The organism is Vibrio sp. A11, assembly GCF_013048705.1.
GTDB classification, from domain to species: domain Bacteria; phylum Pseudomonadota; class Gammaproteobacteria; order Enterobacterales; family Vibrionaceae; genus Vibrio; species Vibrio metschnikovii.
In genome coordinates, this window is record NZ_VHSI01000009.1 from 40,972 (window position 1) to 55,350 (window position 14,379).

14 protein-coding genes are annotated in these 14,379 nt (G+C 44.0%); 2 read left to right on the plus strand and 12 right to left on the minus strand.

The annotated features are described in order from the left end of the window. The 7 genes from deoA to FKQ60_RS10770 all read right to left on the minus strand — a co-directional run bounded on the left by deoA (nt 1) and on the right by FKQ60_RS10770 (nt 7,736). Complete coding sequence (deoA, locus tag FKQ60_RS10740) at nt 1-1,344, minus strand: thymidine phosphorylase (RefSeq protein WP_154169057.1); 1,344 nt, start codon at nt 1,342-1,344, stop codon at nt 1-3. A 194-nt stretch (nt 1,345-1,538) separates the two neighbouring features. Beyond that, nucleotides 1,539-2,315 carry a deoxyribose-phosphate aldolase gene (gene deoC, locus FKQ60_RS10745; protein ID WP_004395911.1) on the minus strand — a complete coding sequence of 259 codons (777 nt, stop codon included), beginning with the start codon at nt 2,313-2,315 and terminating at the stop codon, nt 1,539-1,541. Between the two features lie 588 nt (nt 2,316-2,903). After that, nucleotides 2,904-4,160, minus strand: a complete 1,257-nt coding sequence (locus tag FKQ60_RS10750; RefSeq protein ID WP_004395912.1) for a NupC/NupG family nucleoside CNT transporter — start codon at nt 4,158-4,160, stop codon at nt 2,904-2,906. A 180-nt stretch (nt 4,161-4,340) separates the two neighbouring features. Further along, nucleotides 4,341-5,147 carry a TatD family hydrolase gene (locus tag FKQ60_RS10755; protein WP_004395913.1) on the minus strand — a complete coding sequence of 269 codons (807 nt, stop codon included), beginning with the start codon at nt 5,145-5,147 and terminating at the stop codon, nt 4,341-4,343. Between the two features lie 11 nt (nt 5,148-5,158). After that, nucleotides 5,159-5,347, minus strand: coding sequence for a hypothetical protein (locus FKQ60_RS10760; RefSeq protein ID WP_040904665.1), 189 nt, complete (start codon nt 5,345-5,347; stop codon nt 5,159-5,161). A gap of 27 nt (nt 5,348-5,374) precedes the next feature. Beyond that, on the minus strand, nt 5,375-6,148 hold the full coding sequence (yaaA, locus tag FKQ60_RS10765; protein ID WP_004395915.1) for a peroxide stress protein YaaA: 774 nt from the start codon (nt 6,146-6,148) through the stop codon (nt 5,375-5,377). A gap of 160 nt (nt 6,149-6,308) precedes the next feature. Beyond that, nucleotides 6,309-7,736: a sodium:alanine symporter family protein gene (locus FKQ60_RS10770; protein ID WP_040904666.1), complete on the minus strand. Its 1,428-nt coding sequence runs from the start codon at nt 7,734-7,736 to the stop codon at nt 6,309-6,311. Between the two features lie 898 nt (nt 7,737-8,634). On the opposite strand from FKQ60_RS10770, the gene FKQ60_RS10775 reads away from it, so the two are divergent. After that, a complete protein-coding gene (locus FKQ60_RS10775) occupies nt 8,635-8,814 on the plus strand; it encodes a DUF3545 family protein (protein ID WP_004395917.1) in 180 nt (59 codons plus the stop codon). 205 nt (nt 8,815-9,019) lie between these two features. On the opposite strand, the gene FKQ60_RS10780 is transcribed toward FKQ60_RS10775, so the two are convergent. The 3 genes from FKQ60_RS10780 to nfo form a co-directional block, all read right to left on the minus strand. Next, nucleotides 9,020-9,571, minus strand: a complete 552-nt coding sequence (locus FKQ60_RS10780) for a hemerythrin domain-containing protein (protein WP_004395918.1) — start codon at nt 9,569-9,571, stop codon at nt 9,020-9,022. A 97-nt stretch (nt 9,572-9,668) separates the two neighbouring features. After that, complete coding sequence (ung, locus tag FKQ60_RS10785) at nt 9,669-10,349, minus strand: uracil-DNA glycosylase (RefSeq protein ID WP_004395919.1); 681 nt, start codon at nt 10,347-10,349, stop codon at nt 9,669-9,671. 83 nt (nt 10,350-10,432) lie between these two features. Continuing rightward, a complete protein-coding gene (gene nfo, locus FKQ60_RS10790; RefSeq protein ID WP_004395920.1) occupies nt 10,433-11,317 on the minus strand; it encodes a deoxyribonuclease IV in 885 nt (294 codons plus the stop codon). Between the two features lie 326 nt (nt 11,318-11,643). Here nfo and grcA point away from each other — a divergent pair, with 326 nt between their 5' ends. Beyond that, on the plus strand, nt 11,644-12,021 hold the full coding sequence (gene grcA, locus FKQ60_RS10795) for an autonomous glycyl radical cofactor GrcA (protein ID WP_004395921.1): 378 nt from the start codon (nt 11,644-11,646) through the stop codon (nt 12,019-12,021). A 125-nt stretch (nt 12,022-12,146) separates the two neighbouring features. Here grcA and thrC read toward each other — a convergent pair whose 3' ends face one another. Together thrC and thrB are read right to left on the minus strand one after the other, a co-directional pair. After that, entirely contained in the window at nt 12,147-13,424 is a 1,278-nt protein-coding gene (thrC, locus tag FKQ60_RS10800; protein WP_004395922.1) for a threonine synthase, read from the minus strand. Then, nucleotides 13,421-14,377, minus strand: a complete 957-nt coding sequence (gene thrB, locus FKQ60_RS10805) for a homoserine kinase (protein WP_154169075.1) — start codon at nt 14,375-14,377, stop codon at nt 13,421-13,423. The genes thrC and thrB overlap by 4 nt, the downstream gene beginning before the upstream one ends. Between the last annotated feature and the right edge of the window lie 2 nt (nt 14,378-14,379).

Sequence of the window (14,379 nt, forward strand, 5' to 3'; positions counted from 1 at the left end):
TTACACATCTTCAGGTCGAATTTGACGATAGATTTCCGGAGTTTCTTGATAATTGCCGCCAATCTTAACGGCTTGTTGAAGTGCTTTCGCAGCAATCTCCCACTGTTCTTCATTGCGGGCATGAATCACCGCCAGTGGTTTATTGCTATCAGCTATTTCACCTAAACGAATGAATTGATCAAAGCCGACCGCATAGTCAATCGTATCGGTCGCCACTCGGCGTCCGCCGCCCATACTGACGACCGCCATACCAATCGCGCGCGTGTCCATGGCCGAAACTACGCCGGCTTGCTGCGCATAAACGGGTTTTACCACCTCGGCTTTTTCTAAATAACGGTCGTAGTGTTCAACAAAGTCATTAGGGCCACCCAGTCCTGCGACCATTTTACCAAACCGCTCTGCCGCTTGACCGTTATCGAGCACGGTTTGTAATTTAGTGCGCGCTTCTTGAGGATCTTTGGCTAATTTGGCTAACAATAACATCTCGATGCACGAGGCCATGGTCACTTCTAATAAACGCGGGTTGCGATATTCACCGGTTAAGAAACGAACCGCTTCACGAACCTCGAGAGCATTACCGGCAGATGAAGCCAATACTTGATTCATATCGGTTAAAATAGCCGTAGTATTGGTGCCAGCACCGTTCGCCACCGCAACAATCGATTTCGCTAACTCTTCAGACGCTTGATAGGTTGGCATAAACGCACCTGAACCGACTTTGACGTCCATCACTAAGGCATCTAGACCTGCTGCGAGCTTTTTCGATAAAATCGATGCAGTAATCAACGAGATATTGTCCACCGTGGCGGTGATATCACGGGTCGCATATACCCGCTTATCCGCTGGTGCTAAATTGCCGGTTTGACCAATGATCGCCACGCCTGCGTGTTTGGTCACCTCACCAAACAGCTCATTACTGGGCATAATGTTGTAGCCGGGGATCGCTTCTAGCTTATCTAGCGTACCGCCGGTGTGCCCCAAGCCTCGCCCAGAGATCATAGGAACGTAGCCACCACAAGCGGCCACCATAGGGCCGAGCATTAATGACGTCACATCGCCAACGCCACCGGTAGAGTGTTTATCCACGATCGGGCCATCAAAATTCATGTGCGCCCAGTCGATAACCATTCCCGAGTCACGCATCGCACAAGTCAATGCGATACGCTCTGGCATGGTCATTTCTTGAAAATAAATGGCCATCGCAAAGGCAGCAATTTGCCCTTCTGAAACGCTATTATCAGCCACACCTTGGATGAAAAAATAAATTTCATCGCGCGTTAAAACTTCACCATCGCGTTTTCTACGAATAATTTCTTGTGGTAAGAATACATTAGATGTAGACATATAAGCCTCCTAGATGCTTTTGCTAATCTTTCAGGCCCTCTTTAAAATCGCATGTCTTAATGGTTAGCACCATTGTTAATTGGACTCACACTTCGCTGTATGAAGTCTTCTGCTTAGTACTTTGCAGATGCTGAAATTATCGAGGGAAAAACAAAGTAAGTAATGCTTAACACTACTTACTTGCTCGTTAATGATTAATAAGCGCTAGGATCGGCTTGTTGATCGGTCACCTCTAACGTATTTAATAAGTTAGTTAACAGACTCGAAGCGCCGAAGCGATAATGGCGGCTATCAGCCCAACCTTGGCCAAGAATGTCATCCGCCATGGCCAAATATTGCGCAGCATCTTCTGCGGTACGTACGCCACCGGCAGGTTTAAAACCTACCTGTTTGGCAACGCCTAAATCACGGATCACTTCAAGCATCATGCGCGCATACTCAGGTGTCGCATTGACAGGCACTTTACCGGTTGAGGTTTTAATAAAATCCGCACCCGCTTCGATACTGATTTGTGAAGCTTTCTTGATTAAGGCTTCTTGTTTTAACTCACCCGTTTCGATGATGACTTTCAGTAAAATATCACCGCAAGCTTGTTTGCACTGCTTAACCAGTTCAAAACCGACTTGTTCATTGCCAGCAATCAAAGCTCGGTATGGGAATACGACGTCAACCTCATCAGCACCATAAGCAACCGCGGCTTTGGTTTCAGCCACCGCGATGTCAATATCATCATTACCGTGTGGAAAATTGGTGACTGTGGCAATGCGAATCTCTGGAGTACCTTGCTCACGAAGGGTCTTCTTAGCAATAGGAATAAAACGTGGGTAGATACAGATCGCCGCCGTATTACCTACTGGGCTTTTTGCATCATGACAGAGCTGGATCACTTTGGCGTCCGTATCGTCATCATTTAATGTGGTTAAATCCATCAATTTCAGTGCGCGTAGCGCTGCGGCTTTTAAATCGCTCATTTCTATCTCCGATCAATATATTCAATTCATTGACTAGTGAGTAAGACGTCACTCGACATAGTCACAAAATGAACGGACTTGGTTCCTTGAAGACTCGGTGTTTTGCACCAATTGCTATCCCTGTCACCGCACAATGCCAATAAGCTTTATGGCATAACCGTCTGTGATTGCGGTACACAATATTGCTCAAGCAACCACTTGTTGGAAGTTGATGGTTATGCCACAAGCTTCCATTACAATCGATCGCTCTGATGCTCTGCTTCACCCTTGTTCGATAATAAAAACCGTGAATCCATCACTCGTTTTATTGTCACAATATTGGGGGCATATAAAGGCGAATAAGCTGTGATCTACAGTATAACTCTTCGCAACAAAACCCTAGCACAACACTCAGAGCAAACGGTTTGTATCTCAAAATAATCGTTATCATCCATCATGGACAATTCATTTATTAAACTGTCTTAGCGAACCTTATCGTGTGAAAGACAAGGAACTGTGTTTTCTTGGTCAACAAAACAGAAAAACCCCGCAGCAATCTCTTGCTACGGGGTTGTGTTAAATGGCGTCTATATCGTTTTCTTTACTAAATTAGAAAGAAAGGAATAGGCCAGCAATGGTTGCTGCCATCAAGTTAGATAGCGTACCAGCAACCACAGCCTTGATACCCATACGAGCGATATCACCACGGCGTGAAGGAGCCAAGCTACCTAAACCACCCAACAAAATCGCAATTGAAGATAAGTTAGCAAAACCACACAATGCAAAGGAGATGATCGCTTTGGTTTTCTCAGTCAGTACAACTGGTGCTGCATCACTTAGGTACGGTGCAAATTGAGAGTAAGCTACGAATTCGTTAGCAACGGTTTTTAGACCGATAAACTCACCAGCGATAGTCGCTTCCGCCCATGGCACACCCAATAGGAATGCAAGTGGAGCAAAAACAAGACCTAGAATCATCTCTAGTGTCAGCTCTGGCATACCGAACCAACCACCGATACCACCAAGCATACCGTTGATAAGAGCGATCAAACCGATGAAAGCAATTAACATCGCACCAACGTTTAGTGCTAGTTGCAGACCAGCTGAAGCACCGCCTGCCGCCGCATCAATCACGTTAGCTGGTTTATCAGCTTCAGCCGCTTCGATACCTTCGATTTGATCAACCGGTTTATCGGTTTCAGGCATGATGATTTTAGCAAACAGTAGACCACCTGGTGCCGCCATGAATGATGCCGCAACTAAGTATTCAATTGGCACGCCCATTGATGCGTAACCCGCTAGAACACCACCAGCAATAGAAGCTAGACCACCACACATCACCGCAAACAGTTCAGATTGCGTCATCTTAGGTACAAACGGACGAACCACAAGTGGTGCTTCGGTTTGACCAACGAAAATGTTCGCAGCCGCTGACATTGATTCTGCGCGAGAAGTGCCTAATGCTTTCTGTAACGCACCACCTAAAATTCGGATAACCCATTGCATAACGCCGAGGTAATACAGAACTGAGATTAATGCAGAGAAGAAAATAAGTGTTGGTAGTACGCGAAAAGCAAAGATGAAGCCTCCGCCACCAAATACTTCAAACATTTTACCAGAAACTAGGCCACCAAACATAAACTCAGTACCGTTATTACCATAGTTGATAACATTCGACACTGCGTCAGAGAGACCACGAAGGAGTTCCTGACCCCATGGTACATACAAAATGAATGCGCCAAGGGAAAATTGGATAGCAAAAGCACCACCCACGGTTCTGATATTGATAGCTTTACGGTTTGATGAGAGTAATACTGCGATTCCCAGTAATACAACCATTCCGATTAGGCTCATAAACAGGCTCATAGTTTATGGCTTCCTTATAAGTTAGAAGTTAATTAGGTGTTGGCGTGTGGCAAAATAGAGCTCAAAAGCGAAGCGATTATACTTATCTCAACCACAATAAAATAATGCCTTCCTCACACTTTCTTATAAGATTAATAATCCATTCACACACTTATGTGACACGAATCACTATTGATAAACTTATTTGTTACTCTCATCACGCTCATCGGCGGTAGAAAGACCAAACAACCTATGGCTGGTTTGCCAAATAATGGGCGCAATCTGCTCAGGCTCTGTTTGATGTAACCTGGCCAACTCCCGCAGCACCAAAGGCAGTCGTAAAGGACAATTAGCTTGACCTTGATAGCCCAATAGCGGCATATCCGGTGCATCGGTTTCAAGCACTAAGTCTTCAATCGATACCGAAGCAATAGCTTGACGCGTTTTATTGGCTCTTGGATAAGTAATCACACCGCCTACGCCTAATTTAAACCCTAAATCAATAAACTGCTTCGCCTCTTGCCTACTGCCTGAAAACGCGTGTAAAACACCACCTTGGGTAAATTTCATCTGCTTTATCATCTGTATGAGCCGCTGATGGGTTTTACGACTATGAAGAATGACTGGCTTCTGAAAAGCTTGAGCGATGGAAAGCTGTCCAATCAGGAGTGCTTCTTGACGCTCTGCGGGTTGATCAATCAGCGCATCCAAACCACATTCGCCAATCGCCACACAGGCGTGCTGAGCAACCGAAAGCTTATGCTCTAATTGTTGTAATAATTGGGCAGGAGTTGATAAAGGAATAAAATGAGGGTGAATGCCAAGCGCATAGAAAATACAATCTGAGTCGCGTGACACTAACTGCTCAATTCTCGCCCAGCTCTCAAGACTTGTCGATGGAATGAGAAAACGCTCAACGCCTTGCGTTTTAGCTTGAGCTAAGTCGCTGGCTAATGTCGATTCAAAAACAGGTAAGTCCAAGTGACAGTGGGTATCAAATAATTGCACAGTACTATACCTTAAGCGCGCGAATCGGATGAACCATCACGCTCAGTACGACGCGCTGGATCCGCTCGATAAGCCACACAACTGCGCTTTTGTTCGGGCGTTAACCCCATCTGTTGACACCATGCATCGTAGCGAGCCAGTGTCTGTTTTAGCCATTGCCACATGGTTTTTCCCTCTCCAGCGTCTGTGGTTAATGCCATCTATTATTCCACAAAATCATCGTGGTTTTATTGCTCTTCACGCTTAAAGACCAGCTCGGTAGGGCTCGACTCTTGAGGTACAAAGTAATAGCCAGCGGTGGTGAAATGGGTCAGCTCTTCAACCGAGGTGACTTGATTATCAATAATATAACGCGCCATCATGCCGCGAGCTTTTTTAGCATAAAAACTGATCACTTTATATTGTCCGTTTTTGGCATCTTTAAAAATTGGCGTGATCACTTGTGCATCAAGCTGATTGGTTTTCACCGCTTTAAAATATTCATTAGACGCCAAATTGATCAGTACATTATCACCTTGCGCTTCAATCTCTTGATTCAGCTTATCGGTAATAATAGAACCCCAAAATTGATACAAATTACTGCCTCGAGGATTGGTTAATTTGGTGCCCATTTCTAAACGATAAGGCTGCATTAAATCGAGCGGCTTAAGTAAACCATATAAGCCTGATAACATACGTAAATGCTGCTGAGCAAATCGCAAACTCTCTTCAGATAAGCTCTGAGCATCAAGACCGGTATATACATCGCCTTTAAAAGCGAAAATCGCTTGGCGGGCGTTGTCCAAGCTAAACTGCTCACTCCACTGTGCAAAACGAGCGACGTTTAATCCAGCAATCGTATCACTGACTTTCATTAATGCTGAAATATCGTCAGGTGTTAATTGACGACAGACGTCAATCAGCAGCTTGGAGTGCTCGATCAGTTCCGGTTGAGTGTGCTCTTGACTTGGTAAAGGCGATTCATAATCAAGGGTTTTAGCAGGAGAAACCACAATCAGCATTGTTCTATCCTAATATCGTTTTACTTAGAGAGTTGAATCGTTAGATTAACAAAAAAAGCCACACATTGTCTGCATGGCTTTTTCTATCTTATTCATTGGGCCTAACGATAGGCTTAACCACTTTCAATGGCAAATCATCATAAAGGGTAATTCTTAACGATTATTTGCTTTTGCTATCCCAAATCCCGTCTTCTAGCTGAGATTTTAGCTCTGGGTAATCGTTGGCATCAAAGGTTGGTAACTTACCGGCTTTCAGTTGACGGTTGTAGTCTTTCGCCAATTTAACCACCGTTCCAGAGAGCAGCAAAATCGCAATTAAGTTGACAATCGCCATCAAGCCCATCGTAACATCAGCCATCGACCAAACGGTAGGTAATGTCGCAAGCGAACCGAACATCACCATGCCCAGCACGATCATTCGAAAAACCACCAAGCCTTTTTTATTATTATGCTCAAGGAAAATCAGGTTGGTTTCAGCATAAGAGTAATTGGCAATAATGGAGGTAAAGGCGAAGAAGAAAATCGCTAAGGCAATAAAAATACTTCCCCAATCACCAACTTGTGAACTCAGTGCACGCTGGGTAAGCTCAATACCGGTAATTTCACCGTGAGGAACATACTCTCCAGACATAAGAATGATCGCAACGGTCGCCGAACAGATGACTATCGTATCAACGAAAACCCCAAGCATCTGTACGTATCCTTGTGAGGCTGGATGCGGAGGATAAGGCGTGGCAGAAGCTGCCGCGTTAGGTGCCGAGCCCATGCCCGCTTCGTTCGAAAATAACCCGCGTTTAACACCATGAATCATTGCTTGAGCAATCGCATAGCCTAAGCCACCTGCCGCCGCTTGCTCTAAACCAAACGCGCTTCTAAATACTAAGCTTAGTACTGACGGTAACTTTTCGATGTTTAGGATCACCACGACCATAGCAATCAAAATATAGGCCAAGGCCATGATCGGTACAATCAGCTCGGCAGTACGAGCAATCTTACGAATCCCACCAAAAATCACAAACGAAGAGATTAAAACAATCGCGATGCCAACATAAAGCGGATCAAAACCAAAAGCAGTGTGCATCGCACTGGAAATCGAATTGGCTTGCACTGCATTGAACACTAAACCGAAAGCGATGATAAGGAAGATAGAAAACAGCACGCCCATCCAACGCATGCCTAAGCCTTTTTCCATGTAATAAGCGGGACCACCACGATAGTTTCCATCTCTATCACGGGTTTTATACAGCTGAGCTAGAGTACTTTCCGCGAAAGACGTCGCCATACCAAGCATCGCCGTCATCCACATCCAAAAAATGGCACCAGGACCACCTAATGTCAAAGCGACCGCAACCCCGGCCATATTACCGGTACCAACACGAGCCGCTAAGCTGGTGCATAAGGCTTGGAAAGAAGAGATACCAGATTGGTCTGATTTTCGGCTGTTTCTCAATACACTGAACATATGACCGAAATGACGAAACTGGATAAATCCTAAACGGACCGTAAAGTAAATCCCTACCCCGACTAAAAGATAAACCAGAATCGATCCCCAAAGCAGGTCGTTCATTAAATTAATTAAGTCTGTCACAAGAACCTCTCTTAGAATGTGTGTTGAGTTGACCAGCCGATCAGCACGAAAAGGTGAATGAGCATCCCAGAAAATAATTCGTATTACGGGAGCCATTAAGCGTGATTCAACACTTTTTAGGTCGTTAAAATAATGCAGTAAATTTTTTGACGGGCGGATAATGCTACCTCAATCAGCAAAAATCAATATGCAACACAACTCATCTTTATGTTATTTTTTACTATAAAGTCACCATTTATTAACACAAACGCGACCATTAAACCCCAAAAAAACCAACAAAAAACAAACAAAATACCAACAAAACAGAATAAAAAAACCGCACAAACCTCATGTTGCATAATCCTAATCTCATTGGCTGAGAATCTAGCTATCACAGTGCATGACTGAATTTTTTGTCAGTAAAATGTCATAAAACACAACCAAGCGAGCAATAAATCATCAAGCAGTCAATTGCTAGCGTTAAATGTAACGTTTTATTAACAAGATTTTTCTGGCAATAAAAACGTTTGCGCGAATCGGTTGCGTCTTTTTTGTACAGAAAAAAGTTCAAAAATGTGAAAGAACAACGAAAAAAAAGCCGTTCAATCGATAAAAAGTCATAAATGAGAAATGAATCATGGCTAAGATTAAGTTTCATATGCTATACCCAAATCGCAATGAGATGCAGCGCGGACTTACATCATAAAACAAGCTGGTTGATGTAAGATCTTAACTTAAGTGCTGTAACTTCAAGTAGGAAGGGAATATCTAGCATGATGTTTACGATGTAGACCCAACCCACAGGATACCTGCGATAGATGCCGTCCGTTGTGCTCTTTAATGAACGAGTATCTCATCAGCGAAGCTATGGCGGTATGCAGTGGAGAGGGAGAATGACTTATGACAATGAGGCTTGCTTATGGATGACTTGCACTTTGATCAACTACTAGACATGGAAATGACCAAGATTCGCGCTAGCCGCAGTAAACCAGTGAAACGAATGTGGAGAGAAATTGAAGCAATACGGGATAAAAAACGCTTAGAGAAAGAGCTACTTGATATGGATGTCTGCTTGGATCTCGACAGCATAAAACTGTAACTATACCCAAACAACTTGGAGTTGCAGGTAGGCGGCAAGTGAGTGAGTCCCCATGAGCAGTGAGTCCCTATGAGCATAGATAGACTCTATGATTGGGGCGAACGAACGTAGACATCCCCTCCTGCAGCTTCAAGTAGGAAGGGGATATGTAATAAGGCGCACTCAGCTATTCGGTGCGCCTTATTATTGATGGTCATCTTATTATCTAAATGCACTCTGACTCACTTTTCCTGACTCGCCGAGCCAACTGGGTGAATCGATCAGCGATGGTTTCGCCAAAGACAGGATCATCTTCGTGGCCACTCCAGATAGATTCAACCTGCTGCCAATCTGAAATACTAAAAGCATCTTCAATCAATGGAAAAACCGACTGCTCTTCTAACTCTAGGTGACGCTGCTGCTGTTCAATAAAATCGGTCAATTTTTCGATAAAGACATCTTGAGGCACGACAGCATCTTGCAAAATCATTTCTACGATCAACAAAAATGCTTGCGTCTGCTCAGCCAGCAACTCATGTTCTTGCTCCAAGTTTTCGACCATCGGAGTCGTGGGGTAGTTCTGCTGATAGTAGTGATAAAGCACATTCTCTTTCGGGTGATGAACTGATTGAGAATGAGAGCCTAAATAATCAACAATTTCTTTAATCAGACTATAGTTGATCAGCTGCTCTGTATTGAGCAACTGTAACTTTTCGCGCAGTATGGTGAGTAGACGAGCCATGTACTCATGTTCGCGACGGATCCTTTCTAACATCATGATGAGCCTCCCTGACTGATCGTAAACCAATCGTATTCTTTGGTTTGATTGTTCAGTATAGCTCAAAAAACAGCCAACCCTTCAAGATCTCGCGCTCTCAGACATCCAATTTCGGTTGCCAATCGATAGCTTGCTTACCTTGCTGTTCAAGTAATTGATTCGTCATTGAGAAGTGTTTGCAGCCTAAAAAACCACGATGGGCAGAGAGGGGGGAAGGATGCGGGGCCTCTAAAACATGATGACGCTGACGATCGATCATCTTGCCTTTTTTTTGTGCATGAGCTCCCCATAATAAAAAGACAATCCCTTGTCCGTGTTGATTTAATGCTTCAATGACACGATCAGTAAACGTTTCCCAGCCACTATTGGCATGAGAGTGAGCCTTACCCTGCTCGACGGTTAATACAGTATTGAGTAGAAGAACGCCTTGATCGGCCCAACTTTTTAGGTAGCCATGGTTCGGAATGCTAAACCCTCTGATATCTTGTGCCAGCTCTTTATATATATTCACTAATGAAGGCGGCGTCTTAACTTGTGGTAACACCGAAAAACAAAGACCATGAGCTTGGTTTGGCCCATGGTAAGGATCCTGACCAAGAATCACTACCTTAACATCATGAAATTCCGTTAAACGAAAAGCGTTAAAAACCTCTGCTGCCGGAGGATAAATTACTTTTCCAGACCGTCTTTCTTGTTCAACAAAGGCTAGCGTATTTTTAAAATAGCCTTGCTGTTTTTCATGACCAATAACCTCATGCCAAGTCAATGATTGCCCCATAAAAAAGCCCTATAATATGAATAGTCAGCCCATTGTATACTCAAACGACCTCCGATTGCAGATAGGCAGATCGACTAGATTGATCAAACCGACAACGCTTGGTGATGATAATCTCGTAGTGTTTGAATTTCTTGCGCCCAGATATCGGGATCAATCGTTTCTAAAATCAAAGGGATACCATTAAATCGGCCATCTTGAGCGATATACTCAAAGCATGTCCACCCAATCTCACCCTGCCCTAATGAGTGATGACGATCGACTCGGCTACCCAAGGGGGATTTTGAATCATTAATATGCATGGCACGCAAATAATGCATACCAACGATCTGATCAAAAAGTGCGAAAGTCTGCTCACAATCGGCTTTAGTTCGTAAATCATAACCCGCGGCAAAGGTATGGCATGTATCAAGGCAAACGCCGACTCTCGATTGATCATCCACTTGTTCGATGATTTCGGCAAGCTGCTCAAAACGCCAACCTAAATTGCTCCCCTGACCGGCCGTGTTTTCAATCACCGCAACAACGTCAGGAACGGCCTGATGAGCTAAGTTTATCGATTGAGCAATATGACGAAGGCATTCACTTTCAGAGATTTGCTTCAAATGACTACCCGGATGAAAATTGAGTAGTGATAATCCTAATTGTCGGCAACGTTGCATCTCATCAATAAACGCCGCTCTTGATTTGGCAAGCTTATCCACCTCTGGTGCGCCTAAATTAATCAAATAAGAATCATGCGGCAAAATGTGGTCATGGTTAAAACCTAGTCGTGCGCAATTGGCTTTAAACGCTTTTATCGTCTCGATATCTAAAGGCTTAGCCGCCCATTGGCGCTGATTTTTAGTAAATAAGGCAAAAGCATTCGCTCCTATTTGGTGAGCGCGGATCGGCGCTTGATCAACACCACCAGCAGCAGAGACATGAGCACCAAAATATTTGGTTTTTGAAGGTTCTATCGTACTTGTCATTGAGTCACTTTTTTACTTTCAGTTTTATTTAGATAACTGTCTGATGCTACGTAATACAGGCTAAAAACACACCTAAAAATGTAGTAATTTTACAAGAAAACAAGATTAAAATTTATTTTAAACATTCAAAAAATAAATGGACTCATTGTTTATTATCAACTTATTGATTGAGATCAATTCTACAGCCGATTCAAAAACAAGCAATATTGATGTTTTTTGACCCAAATCAATACTTAAAGTGGGGATATAAGCTATATAATACCCAGCTCAACACGTATTGAAAATTAACACCAATAATGCCACATTCAGTGGGCAAGGAGACAGTAATGATCCAAGGTATCCAAATCACTAAAGCCGCCAATGACGACCTGCTTAACTCTATCTGGCTGATCGATAGCCAAACCAATCAAGCACGCTGCGTAGCGGCAGTCAAAGGCTATGAAGCAGACCAAGTCGTTGCGCTGAGCGAATTTGGCGATTATGAAAGTCGTGAAGTGGCTGTTGAAACCACTCCTCGTATTGAAGGTGGTCAACACCTAAACGTTAACGTACTAAAACGTGAAACGTTAGAAGATGCCGTCGCTAACCCAGAAAAATACCCACAATTAACCATTCGTGTTTCTGGTTATGCTGTGCGTTTTAACTCACTGACGACCGAACAACAACGCGATGTGATTGCACGTACTTTTACTGAATCACTATAATCGTGAGTTGAGTGGTTATCTTGATATGATAACCCTGAATATAAAAACGGCGTCTATGACTATAGACGCCGTTTTCTATTTATTCCGACACGACTTTGCATGACAGTTCAAGCGTAAACTCAATATTACAAAGCCACTAAGCGCGCTTTTAATTGCGCAAAATCCGCATCAAGCTGTTCAGAAAGCAAAGTCATCACGGCATGTTTAGCAAGCGGGGCAGGAAGATCAATATCGCTACCTAAAATATCATCAACCACTTCTTTAAACTTCGCAGGATGCGCGGTACATAAAAATAACCCGGTTTCACCTGGTTGTAATTGCTGAGTTAAGAGACGATAACCAATCGCGCCATGTGGCTCACACAAATAGCCAAGCTCATTGAGTTCTTGTACCGCTTGAGCGCTTTCATTATCCAAGACTGAGCCTTTACCTAACGTATCTAAACCCCAGCTTTGTAATCGACATAGCTCTTCAATACGTGGCCAGTTGTTCGGCTGACTCACATCCATCGCATTGGCGGTGGTGGCGACGGTTGGTTTCGGATCCCATTTTCCCGTCTCAAGATAACGTGGCACGGTATCATTGGCATTAGTTGCGGCGATAAAACGTTTGACCGGTAACCCCATGGCTTTAGCAAATAAGCCAGCCGTCAAATTACCAAAATTACCGCTAGGGACACTGATGACTAAGTTTTCTCGCTCCGCTTTACTAAGCTGAGCAACCGCTTCAAAGTAATAACAAATTTGCGCCATTAAGCGACTAATATTAATCGAGTTAGCTGAATTAAGGCCGATTTGCTGACGCAGATCGGCATCATCAAAGGCTTGCTTGACTAGTGCTTGGCAAGCATCAAAGTCACCGTTTACCGCAATGGTATGAATGTTGCCGCCTAGGGTACAAAATAGCTTTTCTTGTAACGGACTAATTTTTCCTTTCGGGTACAAAATCACCACATTAATGTTAGGCATACCATAAAAAGCATGGGCAACAGCCGCTCCTGTATCACCGGATGTCGCAGTGAGAATAGTAATTTTACCGCCATCAGAGACCGCCGCGAGAGATTGAGCCATGAAGCGGCCACCAAAATCTTTAAACGCTAGCGTCGGTCCATGAAAAAGCTCTAATGCATAAATATCTTGGTTGATCGCTTTAATCGGCGCGGGAAATTGGAACGCCTGATTGACCATCTCAGTCACTTTTTCCGCGGCCAGTTCATCACCAATTAACGCAGATAAAATTTTACTGCTACGCGAGATAAAATCTTCATCTAATAGCGCGTCAATATCACTAAATTTAGGTAACTCAGCAGGGAAAAACAACCCCTGATTACGACCTAAGCCTTGGCGAACGGCTTGGGCAAAAGAGACTTGTTGATCATTTTCTTTGATGTTGTACAGCTTCATAATTGACTTCCTGTTACTTGTGATCCTTGCTTGTCTAGACGACAAATATGCACGAATCCTTGTTCATTTTGTAAATAATTTTTTTCAAGCCACTTCGCAACGCGCTCGGCAACGTCTTGCTGCTGACAAATACTAAATAAAGTTGGCCCGCTACCTGAGATCCCCGTGACCAGAGCCCCGGCAGATTTGGCATACTCGCGGGCTTGGCTAAAACCAGGTAACAGTTTTTCACGATATGGCTCAGCAATCACATCTTTGATCATCGTGGCAGCCAATTCCGGTTGCTGAGTATGGCAGGCATGGATAAAGCCAGCCAGATGACGGCCATGAGCAATCACATCTTGACGACGATATTGAGCGGGTAAAATAGCCCGAGCTTCAGCGGTTGAAACTTTAATCCCAGGGTAAGCCATGACCCAAAACCACTGATCAAAACCCGGTACAGGTTGGCTGATTATGCCTTGCTCCTCAATCATCAACTGCAAGCCACCTAAGTAGCATGGTGCGACATTATCATAATGAATGCCACCGGAGATTTTTCCTTCCATTTCCCCCATTAATGCCAGTAATTCAGTCTCGTTCAATGGTTGGCCATGAAAGCGATTTAAGGCATCGAGCGCGGCAACAATTGAACAAGCGCTAGAACCAAGTCCAGATCCAATCGGCATGTTTTTCTCTAGGGTCATCACGAGAGGCTTTACGGCGATCTGCTTGATGGTTAATTCACGAACAAATACCGTCCAACAGTCATAAACAATATTTTGCTCAGGATCGCTAGGCAGTTTATCGACAAAGCGCCCCGCGGTTTTGAGTTCAAAAGGCAGGCTTCCCGCTTGAACGCACACTCGGTCGCCTAATAAACTGCCATCAATCGGAGAGACGGCGGCACCCAGAACATCAAAACCGACGCTCACATTCCCAATCGAGGCTGGCGCGTAAACTACTACACTCATAT